Origin of the sequence: Geomonas sp. RF6 (genome assembly GCF_021044625.1) — a bacterium.
GTDB lineage: Bacteria > Desulfobacterota > Desulfuromonadia > Geobacterales > Geobacteraceae > RF6.
This window is the reverse complement of record NZ_CP087999.1, coordinates 2,575,409-2,590,223: the sequence shown is the minus strand read 5'-3', so window position 1 is coordinate 2,590,223 and position 14,815 is coordinate 2,575,409. Positions and strand designations below refer to the sequence as shown.

The 14,815-nt window shown below is 60.3% G+C and carries 16 protein-coding genes; 2 read left to right on the top strand and 14 right to left on the bottom strand.

Annotated elements, in window-relative coordinates; all coding sequences use genetic code 11:
- Nucleotides 1–25 precede the first annotated feature (25 nt).
- Nucleotides 26–532, bottom strand: coding sequence for a TlpA disulfide reductase family protein (locus LPW11_RS11165; protein WP_230998203.1), 507 nt, complete (start codon nucleotides 530–532; stop codon nucleotides 26–28).
- The gene (locus LPW11_RS11160; protein ID WP_230998202.1) at nucleotides 529–1,887 is read right to left on the bottom strand and encodes a sigma-54-dependent transcriptional regulator; all 1,359 of its coding nucleotides are present in this window, start codon (nucleotides 1,885–1,887) and stop codon (nucleotides 529–531) included. Before LPW11_RS11160 ends, LPW11_RS11165 begins: the two co-directional genes overlap by 4 nt.
- Before the next feature lie 1,026 nt (nucleotides 1,888–2,913).
- Here LPW11_RS11160 and LPW11_RS11155 point away from each other — a divergent pair.
- Nucleotides 2,914–3,465, top strand: coding sequence for a beta-class carbonic anhydrase (locus tag LPW11_RS11155; protein ID WP_230998201.1), 552 nt, complete (start codon nucleotides 2,914–2,916; stop codon nucleotides 3,463–3,465).
- A 26-nt stretch (nucleotides 3,466–3,491) separates the two neighbouring features.
- Here LPW11_RS11155 and LPW11_RS11150 read toward each other — a convergent pair whose 3' ends face one another.
- From LPW11_RS11150 to LPW11_RS11140, 3 genes are all read right to left on the bottom strand, one after another.
- Nucleotides 3,492–3,752, bottom strand: a complete 261-nt coding sequence (locus tag LPW11_RS11150) for a hypothetical protein (RefSeq protein ID WP_230998200.1) — start codon at nucleotides 3,750–3,752, stop codon at nucleotides 3,492–3,494.
- A 234-nt stretch (nucleotides 3,753–3,986) separates the two neighbouring features.
- Nucleotides 3,987–4,955 (bottom strand): polyprenyl synthetase family protein, encoded by a 969-nt coding sequence (locus tag LPW11_RS11145; protein ID WP_230998199.1) that lies wholly within the window; start codon nucleotides 4,953–4,955, stop codon nucleotides 3,987–3,989.
- Nucleotides 4,956–5,317: 362 nt separating this feature from the next.
- The gene (locus tag LPW11_RS11140) at nucleotides 5,318–5,818 is read right to left on the bottom strand and encodes a hypothetical protein (protein ID WP_230998198.1); all 501 of its coding nucleotides are present in this window, start codon (nucleotides 5,816–5,818) and stop codon (nucleotides 5,318–5,320) included.
- A gap of 482 nt (nucleotides 5,819–6,300) precedes the next feature.
- Here LPW11_RS11140 and LPW11_RS11135 point away from each other — a divergent pair, with 482 nt between their 5' ends.
- Nucleotides 6,301–7,911, top strand: coding sequence for a glucose-6-phosphate isomerase (locus tag LPW11_RS11135; protein ID WP_230998197.1), 1,611 nt, complete (start codon nucleotides 6,301–6,303; stop codon nucleotides 7,909–7,911).
- 151 nt (nucleotides 7,912–8,062) lie between these two features.
- On the opposite strand, the gene rsmI is transcribed toward LPW11_RS11135, so the two are convergent.
- The 9 genes from rsmI to rimM all read right to left on the bottom strand — a co-directional run bounded on the left by rsmI (nucleotide 8,063) and on the right by rimM (nucleotide 14,814).
- The gene (gene rsmI / locus LPW11_RS11130; protein WP_230998196.1) at nucleotides 8,063–8,893 is read right to left on the bottom strand and encodes a 16S rRNA (cytidine(1402)-2'-O)-methyltransferase; all 831 of its coding nucleotides are present in this window, start codon (nucleotides 8,891–8,893) and stop codon (nucleotides 8,063–8,065) included.
- 134 nt (nucleotides 8,894–9,027) lie between these two features.
- Nucleotides 9,028–9,468, bottom strand: a complete 441-nt coding sequence (locus tag LPW11_RS11125) for a DUF4149 domain-containing protein (RefSeq protein ID WP_230998195.1) — start codon at nucleotides 9,466–9,468, stop codon at nucleotides 9,028–9,030.
- A gap of 103 nt (nucleotides 9,469–9,571) precedes the next feature.
- On the bottom strand, nucleotides 9,572–9,952 hold the full coding sequence (locus LPW11_RS11120; protein ID WP_230998194.1) for a YraN family protein: 381 nt from the start codon (nucleotides 9,950–9,952) through the stop codon (nucleotides 9,572–9,574).
- A 200-nt stretch (nucleotides 9,953–10,152) separates the two neighbouring features.
- Nucleotides 10,153–11,148 (bottom strand): IS30 family transposase, encoded by a 996-nt coding sequence (locus LPW11_RS11115; RefSeq protein WP_230994357.1) that lies wholly within the window; start codon nucleotides 11,146–11,148, stop codon nucleotides 10,153–10,155.
- A gap of 89 nt (nucleotides 11,149–11,237) precedes the next feature.
- A complete protein-coding gene (locus tag LPW11_RS11110) occupies nucleotides 11,238–11,930 on the bottom strand; it encodes a ribonuclease HII (RefSeq protein WP_230998193.1) in 693 nt (230 codons plus the stop codon).
- Between the two features lie 587 nt (nucleotides 11,931–12,517).
- A complete protein-coding gene (rplS, locus tag LPW11_RS11105; protein WP_230998192.1) occupies nucleotides 12,518–12,874 on the bottom strand; it encodes a 50S ribosomal protein L19 in 357 nt (118 codons plus the stop codon).
- A gap of 136 nt (nucleotides 12,875–13,010) precedes the next feature.
- On the bottom strand, nucleotides 13,011–13,577 hold the full coding sequence (locus tag LPW11_RS11100; RefSeq protein WP_230998275.1) for an RNA methyltransferase: 567 nt from the start codon (nucleotides 13,575–13,577) through the stop codon (nucleotides 13,011–13,013).
- Nucleotides 13,577–14,302: a tRNA (guanosine(37)-N1)-methyltransferase TrmD gene (trmD, locus tag LPW11_RS11095; RefSeq protein WP_230998191.1), complete on the bottom strand. Its 726-nt coding sequence runs from the start codon at nucleotides 14,300–14,302 to the stop codon at nucleotides 13,577–13,579. The genes LPW11_RS11100 and trmD overlap by 1 nt, the downstream gene beginning before the upstream one ends.
- Nucleotides 14,299–14,814 (bottom strand): ribosome maturation factor RimM, encoded by a 516-nt coding sequence (gene rimM / locus LPW11_RS11090; RefSeq protein ID WP_230998190.1) that lies wholly within the window; start codon nucleotides 14,812–14,814, stop codon nucleotides 14,299–14,301. The genes trmD and rimM overlap by 4 nt, the downstream gene beginning before the upstream one ends.
- Nucleotide 14,815: the final 1 nt, after the last annotated feature.

The window sequence follows — 14,815 nt, the reverse complement described above, 5'->3', positions numbered from 1 at the left end:
GTCCGTACCGGCCGCAGGCTCCCCGCTACTTCGCGGCGAGCTCCTTCAGCGCTCCCACCACCTCTGGTCTGTCCCACTCCAACGGCCCGATAACCTTCTTTACTATGATACCCTTCTTGTCCACGACGAAAGTCTCCGGCACCCCCGTCGTGCCGTACCGTTTGGCGACCTTCTGGTCCGCGTCCAGCAGGACCGGGAGGACGGTGTTCGAGTCTTTCAGGAAGGGGTCAACTTCCTTCTTCCCTCCGTCATTCACCGATATTGCCAGCATCTGGAACGGCTGACCGTCCATCCCCTTGTTGAGCCGCACCATGGAGGGGATCTCCTCGCGGCAGGGGGGGCACCAGGTCGCCCAGAAATTCACCAGCACCACCTTCCCCTTCAGGGAGGAAAGGGAGACGTCGCGCCCGCTCAGGTCCTTCAGCGTGAAGTCCGGCGCCGCGTTACCTTCGATAGCGGGGGCCTCGCTGCGTGAACAACCGGAAAGCGCCAGCGTGACGCAAAAGAGCGCCCGGATCCACCAAAGCTTCATTTTTTCCTCCCCTGCTGCATTATATTGTACTTCTCCATGCGGTAAATAAGGGTGTGACGCGGAATCCTCAGGAAACGCGCCGCAGCGGTCTGGTTCCAGCCGTTGCGCTCCAGCGCCTCGAGGACCACCTCCATCTCCAGCTGCTCCAGCGAATATCCCCCCGGCGGGAGGCGATTCCCCTCCGTCTTCACCGGTGACGCAGTGATCTTCTCCGGCAGCTCCTCTCTCCCTATCACGTTGCCGTTTCTCATGATGAGAAGGCGCTCGACCGTATTTTCCAGCTCCCGCACGTTTCCAGGCCAGCTGTAGCGCTGCAGCTCTTCCAGCGCATCGCGCGAGAAGGTCACCCCTTCGCCGCCGTACTTGGAGGTGAAGTAGCGCACGAGGAGCTCGATGTCCTCGGGCCTCTGCCGCAGGGGGGGGAGCTCCAGGGGGATCACCGAGAGGCGGTAGAAGAGGTCCTCACGGAATTTTCCCTGCGCGATCGACTGCTCCAGTTCGGCGTTCGTTGCTGCGAGGACGCGAACGTCCAGCTTTTCCTCGCCGCGCCCCCCCACCGGCTCCACGACCCGCTCCTGCAGCACGCGCAGGAGCTTTGGCTGGAGATCGAGGGGGAGGTCGCCGACCTCGTCGAGAAAGATGGTGCCCCCCTCTGCGAGCTGGAACTTCCCCGCCTTGTCCCGGATCGCCCCGGTGAAGGCCCCCTTCAGGTGGCCGAAGAGTTCGCTCTCCAGGAGGTCGCGGGGGATGGCGGCGCAGTTTACCGCCACAAAGGGGGCATTGCGCCGGGAGGAGCCTGCATGGATGGCGCGGGCGACGAGCTCCTTCCCCGTTCCCGACTCCCCGGTGATAAGGACGGTGGCCTCTGTGTCCGCGACCTTGCGCACAACTGCGAAAACAGACTCCATAGCCTTGGAGATGCCGACGATGTTCCTGAAGTCGACCTTCTCGGAGAGCTCCTGCTTGAGCAGCCGGTTCTCCTCCGAGAGCCCCTGAAGCTGCAGCCCCTTTGCCACCGTGAGCTTCAGCTCTTCGCGGTTCACCGGCTTGGTGAGATAGTCGAAGGCGCCGAGCTTCATCGCCTCCACCGCCGTATCGATCGCGCCGAAGGCGGTAAGGACTATCACCACGGTGGCTGGAGAGCGCTCCTTCACCGCCGAGAGGAGCTGAAACCCGCTCATCCCGGGCATCTTCAGGTCGGTGATGACCAGGGGGGGATTGAGTTCGCCAAAGAGTGCGAGCCCCTTCTCGCCGTCGGCGGCTGTATGGACCTCATACCCTTCCTGCTGCAGGTTGTATTCGAGGACCCGGCGAAAGGAACTGTCGTCATCCACAATGAGAATTTTCTGGGGCATCGTCGTCCTAACTGTGCAGTATCTCTTGCAGCAATTTTTAACCTATTTGTCAGGACAGCACAACCCATTTGTTTGCGCGGGGCGCAGGGGCGGAGCGGCCTCGTGGCTGGAAGAATGGGGCCGACTCTACTTCCTTCTCCCAGGGGAAGCTGAGGAGACGAGGTGCACGCCAATTCGAGGGGAGTGGCCTTTGCGTTCCCCCTATGCGAAGGTCCATCCGGGAAGTCCGGAGGAGCCGCAGTATGTTCCTATGAAGGACGCACGAGGCCTCGCGTCCCCCCCTTTGCGAAGGGGGGACAGGGGGGATTTGGCTTGGCCAGGACCGTCCTGCAAAGTGCGCAACTGCTGTGGTCTCAAGCAGTTTGTTTGATTCCGCTTTGCAAAAAGTGGTGGGGCCTATCTCGTTGATGTTGATCTTGAGGCTGTGGCAGCACTGCGGTTCGAGACGACCGAGATGTACTGTTAAACGGGGTGCGGTTCTGGAGGAGAGTTGAAGATCAAATCCCCCCTGCCCCCCCTTCCTGAAGGTTCATCCGGGAATTCCGGGAATTCAGCCCGGTCGCTTCCGTTGACGTGAGGGGACACTAGTGGCGCCGCGCTGGAGCACAGGCTTCCCAGCCTGTACCGCGGCGCCAGCCGCGCGGTCTGTGGCGGCTGCGCCGCCATCGCAGGCAAGATGCCTACGCTCCAGCGTGGGGGCACCCGGATTCTTTGTAGCACGTTCCCCAGAATTCCCGGAAGACCCTTCGCGAAGGGGGGAACGTTACGCCTTCTGCAGTGCTTTGAGCTATGTACCCAGCTTCCCCGGAATTCCCGGATGAGCCTCCACAAAAAGGGGGGGGACGTGAGGTCTCGTGCGGCGCTTCGTTGGAACGTACCTACGGTCATGCTCCGCTGTGATCTCGGGAACTTCCGGAAGGACAGAAAAAGAGTGGTAAGATTTCACCCTTAATGATAATTTTGACCGGCCGGACAGCCGCCTGTGGCGGCTGCTACACGAAGAAAAGAAAAGGAGATCGACACCATATGTCGGATACGCTGCTCGAGAGAATACTGGAGGCAAACAGCAAGTTTGTCCGCCCGGGAGCGTTCCCCCCGCTCCCGAAGAACCCGCAAAAACAGTTCGCCATCTTCACCTGCATGGATACCAGGCTCGTCGACTTCCTGGAGCCGGCGATGGGGATCAGCCGAGGCGACGCCAAGGTGATAAAGAATGCGGGGAATACCGTCATCGACCCGAACGGCGGGGTGATACGCAGCCTCGTGGCGGCGGTTTTCATGCTGGGGGTGGAGGAGATCTTCGTGATCGGACACCGCGACTGCGGCATGGCTGATGTGGATATAGACTCGCTGAGGGGGAGGATGACGGCGCGCGGCATCGAGGAGAGCGCCATCGACGCCCTGGTCCCCGAGCTCGGTCAGTGGATCGGGGCCTTTTCCTGCCCGGAAGAGAACGTCTCCCGCGTGGTGGGAATCATCCGGGACAGCCCCCTCATTCCGCGTGACGTGCCGGTGCATGGCCTCATATTCTGCCCCAACGACGGGCACCTCGAGGTCATCTGCAACGGTTACGAGTAAGGTAGGTGAGGGTGTGGCAGCCGCTGCTATGCCCTCAGTCTTCTCCCCCGAACCGGGAGCCCGAGGTAGCTCTGGGTGATTTCCCGGGTCCCCACCGCCAGCGGAAGGAGGTCCTCATGCTTTTTCAGCACGTCATGGGGGGTCGATCCGTCCGTGATAATGACATCCCCCTCCCCAAGGCACGTTTTGGCAAAGAAGCGCCCTGAAGCGCTGCTGAAGACCTCTATGGTAAAGGTTTCCCCGTTCAGTTCCAGATTGGATGAATGAATCCGCGTCTCGTCGCCCACACCAGCCTCCACAGTGCTAATCTTGTACGGCGCTTAAGATAGCAAAAAATGGTCCAGAGATTGGGGGCGCTGCAGATTTCCCGGCGAGAGAAGAGGGAAATGGTAAGGATGCCAAGGGGAAAGGATGGTTAGATAGAAAGAGGGGCTCCCCGACCGGCCGCGCCGGCGCCAGGGAGCCCCTCTAAATTTCGTGCCAATATTGGCAACGGCAGTTAAATAACGGAACGGCTGCTGTTATTTAGCGCGGGTAACGACGTATTCTGCCAGCTCCGCCAGGGCGTCGCGGGCGGGAGACGGCGGGAACGCCTCCAGGTGCTTCTTGCACTGCGCCACGTGGCCGCGGGCGGCCTCTATGGTGTGCTCGATCCCGCCGTAGCGGTGCACCAGGCCGAAGACCTGGGCGAAGTCCTCGTCGGAGAGGAGGTCCTTTTCCACGATCCCCCCGATCACCTCGCGCTCGTCGGCGGTGCAGCACTTGAGGGTGTGGATCAGCGGGAGGGTGATCTTTCCTTCCTCGAGGTCGTGGCCGATACTCTTGCCAAACTGCTCCTCGGTGGCGGTGTAGTCGAGGATGTCGTCCATGAGCTGGAAGGCGACCCCGAGTTCCATCCCGTAATCCGTTATATTCTGGCGCAGTTCCGGCGAGACCTCGCCGAGAATGGCGCCGACTTCGCAGGCAGCCGACAGGAGGATAGCCGTCTTGCAGCGCACGACTTCAAGGTAGCGCTCTACGGTGATGTCGAGGTCGGAGGTGCAGACGAGCTGCAGCACTTCCCCTTCGGAGATGATGGTGGTGGCATCGGCGAGCGCCTTCAGGATCCGCAGGTCGCCGTCCGCGACCATGAGGGAGAAGGACTTGGAAAAGAGGAAATCGCCGACGAGCACGGACGCCTCGTTACCCCAGAGGGTGTTGGCGGAGGCGAGGCCCCTTCTCAGGTTCGCATTGTCTACGACGTCGTCATGAAGAAGGGTTGCGGTGTGGATGAACTCGACGACGCTGGCAAGGGGAACGCTGCGCTCGCCGAAGTAGCCGCAAAGCTGCGCGGAGAGGAGAAGGAGGGCCGGTCTGATGCGCTTTCCGCCACTGGAAAGCACATACTCCCCCACCTTGCGAATCAGCGGTACGTCCGACTGCAGGTCCTTCTTAAACTGCAATTCCACATTCTTCAGGTCTTCCCCAATGAGGGCAAGCGCTGCATCCATAAACATGCCTCGAATCTTAGACTGGCTGAACCGCCGGGCGCCGGAAAAATGGGCGTAGGGAGCGGGGAACTCGCAAGTAAATTGCGCATGGTCCGCGATGGTGTATTCACTCCGGAGTGACGGCGCACTGTAACAAATCCCGCACTACAATTCAAGGCATTTCCGAGGTTTCTGCGAGTGGTGGGGGGGAGGAAGCGCCGCTGCAGAGGCTTTTGAGGCGGGGGTCGAGCCCTTTTTGCGACCCCGTCCTCCCACCTCAACTCTCAGTAGCGCCTCACCCCGATGGGGAGGGTCCTGCCGGGTTGGAGCCCCCGTCGCCAGGGGCGAAGCCCCCCGATTCGTGGGAGCCGGGGAGAGGAAAGTCACTCGACGGCCGCAGCCGACTCCGGCTCGAACTGGAGCAGGCCGCAGCGGCTGAGCTCCCGGTCGAGCTTCATCCGCGTGAGCCCGAGGGCGCGGCAGATGCTCTCCATGTCACAGTTGTAGCGCTCCATGGCCATCAAAAGGAGCGCCTTTTTGAGCGACCCGGAGAGCTTGTCCATGACATGCGTCTTCGCCATCGCGGAGATGAGGACAAAAAGGGGACCGAGATTCTTCTCGAAGAGGCGGGCGCTCGCGTCGATGTTGGCGTCTGCCTCCGATATTTTCGCTGCGTCCAGCTTTTTCATCCGCACCATGTTGGAGACGAACTGGTCCATGTTTTCCTGTACGTAGCGCAGCGTGTCCCAATGGTTGTCCACCACCAGCACCTCGGCCGGGGCCTCAAGCTCCGTGACTCCCGCTTTCTTGACCAGGACCACCTCAACGCAACGGAACGCCGAGTTTCCGGCCATCTCTTTTGCATCACGGCATCTGTATCCCATGACACCCTCCTTGATCCGCTCTATTCGTGATGCAGCGCCCGCACTTGCGTTTTGTGCTGAGCCATCCGGGGGCTCCTCTTCGGAAACCCCTCTCGGCGTGGTCGCCACTTTCTTTTCCATTGCCGGTGTTATTACAACAGCCGTACCATCGGAAAATGTTCCTTAAAAGCGTTGTATTGTCGGGAGTTTGCAAAGAGGGGTGTGACCCGGGTCACCCTCCAACGTGCCGTGCGATGTTCACCTGCTGCACAACATTTCTCTCGCTATGTTCAAAAGAGGTAAGGGAGTTATGGGGGGGTGCATTGAGCGTGCTTCTGCCAGGAATGGCATTGGGCTATCACTTCACTTGAATAACCACTAATCTGTGCTACTATGCCCCGTGTCGATCGGGCAGGGTCTGCCCGCGCACTGTCTCAAGCGATCCACCTGCAGTTGTGCCCCACCGACCTACTGTCACATCCAATCCGACAAAAGGAGCCACCATGGATAAGCTGACCCTCTGGGCGCGCTACAAAGAGCGCCTCTGCGCATGCAGTGACCTCGGCCTCATCCTTGATACAAGTCGCATGAATTTTTCTGACAGCTTCGTTTCCGAAATGGAGCCGCGCATGCAGGAGGCGTATCGGGCCATGTCGCTTCTGGAGGGGGGAGGTATCGCCAATCCGGACGAGCGCCGCATGGTAGGACACTATTGGCTGAGAGCGCCCGAACTCGCGCCAGATGGTGAGCTCGCCGCAGAGATCCAGTCCACCGTCACGAGGATCCGCTCCTTTGTCGAGAGCGTGCACAGCGGCTCCGTCACAGCGCCCGGAGGCTCGCGCTTCAGCCGTCTCCTGGTGATCGGCATCGGCGGCTCCGCGCTGGGGCCCCAGTTCGTGGCGGACAGCCTGGGAGGGACGGTCGACAAGATGCGTCCCTACTTCTTCGACAACACCGATCCCGACGGGATGGACCGGGTGGTCTCGGAACTCGGCGATGCGTTGCGGGAAACGCTGGTGGTGGTGATATCGAAAAGCGGCGGCACGAAGGAGACGAGAAACGGGATGCTAGAGGCGAAGAAAGCCTTCACCTGGGCCGGACTCGATTTCCCCCGCTATGCCGTCGCCATCACAGGGGTCGGGAGCGAACTCGACCAGACCGCATCGCAGGAGGGGTGGCTCGCGCGGTTTCCGATGTGGGACTGGGTAGGGGGCAGAACCTCCGTCACCTCGGCGGTCGGCCTTCTCCCTGCAGCGCTGCAGGGGGTGAATATCGAGGAGCTGCTGGAAGGTGCCCGCCTGTGCGACCGCATCACGCGGCAGCCGGACACGAAGAAGAACCCCGCCGCGCTCCTTGCCCTCTCCTGGTATCACGGCACCGGCGGCACCGGTGCGAAGGACATGGTGATACTGCCGTACAAGGACAGGCTTCTCCTCTTCTCCCGCTACCTGCAGCAGCTCATCATGGAGTCGCTCGGGAAGGAAAAGGACCTGGAAGGGAAAGTCGTGCGCCAGGGGATCAGCGTCTACGGGAACAAGGGGTCCACAGACCAGCACGCCTACGTGCAACAGCTGCGGGAGGGTGTGGCGAACTTCTTCGTGACCTTCATAGAGGTGCTCAAGGACCGCGAGGGGAGATCGATGGAGGTGGAGCCGGGCGCCACCACCGGCGACTACCTGACCGGATTCTTCCTCGGCACCCGCAGCGCGCTTTACGAAAACGGGAGGGAATCGGTGACGATCACGGTGGAGGAGATCTCCCCGGCATCGATCGGAGCGCTCATCGCCCTGTACGAGCGTGCCGTCGGCTTCTACGCCACCCTCGTGAACGTCAATGCCTACCACCAGCCGGGAGTCGAGGCGGGCAAAAAGGCGGCAGAGGCGGTGCTGAAGCTGCAGGGAGAGATTGTGAAGCTGATGCACGCGCAGGAAGGGAAGGAATACACCGCCGAGGAGTGTGCCGAGGCGCTCGGCTCGCGCGATGATGCGGAGACGGTTTTCAAGGTGCTCCTGCACCTGGCGGCAAACCCCGATCACGGGATCGTCATGGAGAGGTCGGAAAGGATCTGGGAGAGCCGGTTCAAGGGAGCGGCACTCGGTTTCTACGAGATATAGGGAAAAGCAAAAGCATTAACGAACCGCGAAGGCGCAAAGAGCGCGAAGGGAAAGGCCGCGAAGACTGCTGAGAACGGTGAAAAACCGCCCCAAGTCAACGAGCCTTCCTTTGCGTCCTTTGCGTCTTTGCGGTTTAAAAGGGTTTTTGACTTTACCCCTTCACCCGCAGCGCCTCCGCGTAGACCACCCCTTTCGGCAGTCCTGTCTCGGCAACCACCCGTTTTACCGCGTCCTTCACGGTCACCCCTTCATCGAGATAGCGACGCAGCAGATCCTCCAGCGGAGGCGCTTCCTGCTCCACGTCCTCCTCGGCAGCGGACACGAGAATCGCCACCTCGCCGCGCACCTCACGCCCCTCAATCTGGTCGATGACCGCGGAGACGCGCCCGCGCAGGAATTCCTCGAACATCTTCGTGAGCTCACGCCCTACCACGATTTCGCGGTCCCCAAGGATCTCCAGCATGTCGCGCAGCGACGCCACGACCCGCTTCGGTGATTCGTAGAAGATCACCACCCCCTTCTCCGACGAGAGCGCCTGCAGCCGCTCCTTTCGCTTCCCCTGCTTGTTGGGGAGAAATCCGGCGAAGGTGAAGTGGTCGGTGGGGAGACCGGACGCGCTCAAGGCAACAATGGCGGCGCAGGCCCCCGGCAGCGGCACCACGGAGATCCCCGCGGCAACGGCGTCGCGTACCAGCTGGTATCCGGGGTCGGAGATGCAGGGGGTGCCGGCATCGGTGATGAGCGCCACGGAGAGCCCTTCCTGCAGCTTCTCGAGGATCTGTGCGCCCTTCAGCGTCTTGTTGTGGTCGAAGTAGGAGGTAAGGGGCTTGGAGATCCCGAAGTGGCTCAGGAGCTTGCGGGAGTGGCGGGTATCTTCCGCGGCAATGAGATCTACTTCCTTGAGGATGCGCAGCGCCCGGAGGGTGATGTCCTCCAGGTTTCCGATCGGAGTAGCGACAATGTAAAGAGTTCCTGGCGACATAGGGGGTTGAATCTAGCACACCCCGCCGCCCATTGCAAACTCTGCCCCTCTCCCCGGTGGCCCCTTGGTTTGCTCCGTAGCATCTACGGAGGCTGGTTAGCTGCTAACCGCCCGATAGACGCGCGGCGGCCGGATCAGAAGAGCGCCACGAGGGTCGCGCCGCCGACGATGACGAGGAGGTTGCACCCGGCCGATACCCCGTGCAGTTTGGAAAACTCCTGGCGCAGCGGATCGTCCTTGCTGGTCTGCTCGAAAGAGCCGATCTTTCGCTTCAATTCCGCCGCGCGCGGCTCGATGACGAATGCCTGCACCGAGCAGAGGATGAGCATCACCACGATGATCGCGGAGCTGGTGGTGAGGAAGTACCCCCTGACAATGGCGCGGGCAATGAGGGCGACGACCCCGCAGGCGAGCCCCCAGCGGAAATACCCGGGGAAGAGGAGCCCCACGATGCGGCCGGCGACGTCCCTCATCTCGTTTCGGAAAAGGGTGGGGGTAAGGACGAAGGTGAAAAGGGCGGCGCCGCCAAACCAGAGCGAGACCGCAAGACGGTAGAGGACGATCAGTATGCGCACGCTTTACCTCACCAGGGTGGAGTGATCCCGCCTGCCGCGGGAGTAAATGCCGGGCCATCTTGAGTCCCCGGCGCAGCTGCCGGCTCGCCCTCTCATCCCAGGTTCATTCAAAGGCGAGATCAAAGGCGTTGCGGACATGCTCGATTTCCGGCAGGTCATCCTTGCGCAGCACGATGGCGACGACATCGAACCGCGCTTCAGCATCGTACAGTTTCTTTTTGGAAAGCCACACCAGCGCCGCCTTGGAGATCTGGCGCTGCTTGAAGGGGGTCACCGCCAGCTGAGGAGGACCAAAGATCCTGTTTCTCCGGCATTTGACCTCCACAAAAACTATGGTCCGACCTTCTCTGGCTATTATGTCGAGTTCACCACAGACACAGGTGAAATTTCTCTCAACAATGGTGAATCCAGCACCTTTCAAAAAGGTCACTGCAATCGACTCACCCATTTCGCCGAGAGACTGGTTGCTGCCTGCTCCCTGCATTTATCCCCCTATGCCAGTCGTGACTGCAATGTCGGACGACCAATGCCTTGAACAGCTTAGCCAACTTCAGGAAATCTGCAACGATGGTTGCGATGGAAAGAAAAGAACCTTGTGCGTCTGCAGGACAAAATCCAGTGAACTCTGTCCAGTACCTTATAATTCAAGACCTGACCCCGGGGGAAGACTACAGGAGGGTGAATTCAAGTTGTAAATGCACCACCGAATGATGCACGCAGAACTTCCGCAGGAGTCCGGTAGCCGAGGCACTTTCGTGGTCGATCGTTGACCTGTTTCACGACCTGCTGAATTTCTTCCTCTGATAGGGTCCTGAAGTCGAACCCCTTCGGAAAGTAGTGCCGCAAGATGCCGTTTGTGTTCTCATTGGTGCCACGCTGCCAAGACGCATAAGGATCCGCGAAATACACGGTAAGCCCTGTCTTAGTTTCCAGATCTTTGAATTCCGCAAACTCACTACCGTTATCAACGGTTACTGTCTGGCAGAGGATCTCGGGCAGAGGGCTGAAGCACCTCGCGCTATGATCCGTCATGGTTGCGGCCCTTCTGTCTGCGAGTCTTGCGGCAAGTAAAAAGCGGCTCTTGCGCTCAACGTACGTGGCAAGGTTTCCTGCGCCTTTCGCACCGTGCAGCGTGTCGCCTTCCCAGTCCCCAAATCGTTCTCTGGTACCAACTACTGCCGGCCTCTCCTTAATTGAGACTCGACCCGGAATGAACCGCCGTCCTGCGCAGTAGCGCGTTTGCCTACGGCGATTCCGCCTCCGACGGCGAAGATGCTTGTGAAGCTCGCCACCTTCTCTGGCGTCTAGGTAAATCCAGCGGTAGATGGTTTCATGACTGATGCGCATCGCCCGGTCCATTGGGAAATCCATTTTGAGCCTGGCGGCAATGGCTTCAGGTGGCCAATCCAGCATCAATTTCTCTTCAACGTAAGCGACCAGATCGGCGTTGTCCTGCCGCCGGAAAGACCTGGGCTGGTGACGACGTTTAAGCGCAGTGCCATGCGTGAAGGTGTACCAGTAAACTCCATCGGGGTATGTCGGGCCGTTGCGCGCAATCTCGCGCATGATGCTTGTGTGATGGCGTCCAAGCCTACGGCCGATTTCGCGAAGGCTAAATTTCGCCACCTTCAAATGGCTGATGACATATCGCTCATTTTCTGTAAGATGCGTGTGGGACATGGCGGGCTCCTCCTGGGGTATGTGTTGGTCGCGCTTCACACACTACCAGATTTGCCTGTCATGTCCTGCTTTTACATCAACTGGTGCAATTAAGAATAGAATCCACCGAGCAGAAGGTTTTGAGAGGAGGAAGCAGCCGGCACTTCCGGGAGATGTTCCTTCACGCCGGAGAATGACTTGCGATGAATGGGGCAGGGGCCAAGCTTCGCGATGGCGTCGAGGTGGGAGGCCGCAGCGTACCCCTTGTGGTCGGCAAAGCCGTAGCCGGGGTAAAGCGCGTCGTACTCGAGCATCAGGCGGTCCCGGGTAACCTTCGCGATGATGGAGGCGGCCGAGATGGAGAGGCTGAGGGAGTCCCCTTTTTTAATCGTACGCTGCGGCGTGGGGAGCGGGATTTTGGAGATCCCGTCTATGAGGATGAAATCAGGTGCGGGAGTGAGGGCAGCCACCGCCTGGCACATGGCATTGAGGGTGGCCTGGAGGATATTGATGTCGTCGATGAGGATATGGTCGCCGATGCCGACGCCGACGGAAAGCGCCTCCTTCATGATGACATCGAAGAGCTCGTCGCGCTTCGCAGCGGTGAGCTTCTTGGAATCGTCCGCCCCCTCGAGGATGAGCCCCTCTGGAAGGATGACCGCCGCGGCGACGACCGGTCCGGCGAGCGGCCCGCGCCCCGCCTCGTCGACCCCCGCGACGTAGCGATAGCCGTGGCGCAGCGCCTCGGCCTCGAACCACAGGGGGTCCGTCGGGGAGTTGTCGAAAAGATTCAGGGTCGTCATATTTGCAGGGGCCGCTCCGGAGTGGACAGTACAACAAAGTGTTCGATACATCAAGGTAGAATGCGGTTACCTTATCTTTCAAGGAAGCAGGCGCCCATACACAACGGGGGTCAGGTCTTGAAATATAAGGTTACTGCAGTCGAAAAGGCTAAAATTCAAGACCTGACCCCCTCAAGTTGACCCCCTCAAGTGACCAAGTCACGGGCAACTAAGCGCCGCACGTGACCTCGCGTCCCCCCCTTTGCGAAGGGGGGACAGGGGGGATTTCACTTTGGCCAGTACCGTCCTGCAAAGTGCGCAACTGCTGTAGTCTCAAGCCATTTTATTTGATTCCAGTTTGCAAAAAACAGGTGGTGCCCATGTCGTTGATCTTTAGACTGCCGCTAGTGTTCGACAACCGAGATGGACTGTTAAGCGAGCTGCGGTTCTAGAGACTTGAAGATCAAATCCCCCCTGCCCCCCCTTCGCAAAGGGGGGAACGTTAGGCCTTCTGCAGTGCTTCGTGGCAATGTACCCAGGCTGCCCCGAAATTCCCGGAAGAACCGCGCCGGATAAAAAAAAAGCCCCGTTTCCGGGGCTTTTCTGACTTACTGACCTGCGACGTACTTTCTTTCCTTGATCCTCGAAGCCTTGCCACGCAGCTTGCGCAGGTAGTAGAGCTTCGCGCGACGGACCTGACCGCGGGTCACAACTTCGATCCCTTCGATCGACGGGGAGTGCAGCGGGAACACCCTCTCGACGCCAACGCCGTTGGAAATCTTGCGCACGGTGAAGGATTCGCGGATCCCACCGTTCTGACGGCCGAGGCACACGCCCTGGAACGCCTGGATACGACTCTTGTCGCCCTCGACGATCTTTACCTGCACCTTGACGGTGTCGCCCGGCAGGAACGGCGGGATGTTCTTCTTCATCTGCTCCATTTCGATGTAATCAATCTTGTTCATTTATCGCTTCCTCCTTTATCTGTAGCCCGAAGACCTGAAGTTATGAGCTTTAGCAGAACAGCCGTACTGACAAAGCCTCTGGTACCAGTTATCCTCCCGCGGAAAACGCCGGAGGCGCAAAGAGTGTCACTTCGAACTAGCGCCCGAAAAGCCGATCCAGCATGATCGCCGCCGCGGAGCGCACAGAAAGGTGGTTGTAGTCGCCACCCCCGCTGATCGGCTCCAGCACGTAATCACTCTGGTCAAAGATTTCTTTGCTCAGCCCCCAGCCTGTGCCGAGCAGCAAGAGATACGGCTGCTCAGGCTCCTCCAGGAGACCGGATAATTCCTTGAAGCTGATACTGTTCGGTCGCCCCGCGGCGCCCGTCACGACCGTCTTCGCCCTCTTCCCCGTGCGCTTCTCGATGTCGGCCAAGGCCAAAGCGATCGAGCTCTCGATCTGTATCGTCTCCAGCGCCGCCTTCCGCTTCGGATTGTAGGTGGCGCCCCACCCCTCGAGCCAGTGCAGCCTGATCTTTTCCACCAGCTTCTGCTGCTCGACCACCGGGGTCACGATGTAGTAGCGCGAGATTCCGTAGGTGCGGCCGGAACGGGCTATGTCGTGTATGTCCAGATTGGTCACCGCGGTCGCCACCAGGTCGCCGTTTTTGTCGTAGACCGGGTAGTGGACCAGAGCGATGCTTAAATTCTGCGCGTTGGCCATCATTTTCGCCCCTCGTTGAGGAGCTTCTTGTCAGCCGCGGAAAGCTCCATCGCGTCCAGCAGCTCCGGGCGGCATGCCCGAGTCCTCAGGAGCGATTCCTTCCGTCGCCACTTGGCGATCTCCGCGTGATTGCCCGAGAGGAGGATGTCCGGCACCTTCAGCCCCCTGAACTCCGGCGGCCTCGTGTACTGCGGATATTCCAGAAGCCCGTCGGCGAATGAGTCCTCGTGGGCCGAGGCGTCGCAGCCGAGCACCCCCGGAACGAAGCGGGCGACGGCGTCGACGATCACCGTCGCTGCGAGCTCCCCTCCGGTGAGGACGAAGTCCCCCAGCGAGATCTCGTCATCGACAAAAAGGGTGCGGACCCTCTCGTCCACACCTTCATACCGTCCGCAGATGATGATGAGTCCCGGCTCCTGCGCGAGCTCCCGCGCAACCGAGTGCGTGAAGGGGCGTCCGCAGGGGGTGGTGAGGACCACCCTGGAGGCGGGGTTTTCCTTCTTCACCGCCTCGATGCAGCCGGCCAGCGGCTCGACCTTCATGACCATCCCGGCGCCACCGCCGTACGGGTAGTCGTCGGTGACGCTGTGCTTGTCGAAGGCCCAGTCGCGGATGTTGTGCAGCCCGAACTCGATGAGTCCCGCGGCCGCAGCCCGCTTCAGTATGCTCTCCGTCAGCGGTCCGTCGAACATCGCCGGGAAGAGCGTCAGAATGTCGAATCTCATGGCTCGAGGAGTCCCTCGGGGAGGGCCACGGTCATCGTCCCGGCAGGAATGTCCACCGCAACGATCACATCCTCCAGCGCGGGGATCAGCACCTCGCGCCCGTCCTTTGCCACCACGTAGACGTCGTTGGAGCCGGTCTCTATGATATCCACCAGCTCTCCCAGGTGCTCCCCCTCTGTGGTGGAGACCTGAAGACCGAGGAGATCCGACCAGTAGTATTCGTCTTCCTCGAGCTCCGGGAGCTGCTCGCGCAGCGCCAGGATCTCGCCCCCAACCAGGTGCAGCACCTGGTTGATATTGTCGAACGGCTTCAGTGAAAGGATCACCCGATTGCCGTGGAGCTGCGCTTTCACAACGGGAAAGGTTTCGGCCGCCCCGGAGGCGACCTTCACCTGGACCGATTTGAGCGCGAGAAGGCTCGAGGCACTTCCCGCAAAGGGGATGACCCGGAGTTGCCCCCGGACCCCGTGGGTACCTTGGATTTTGCCGATCACTACGGTTTTGCTGGACATC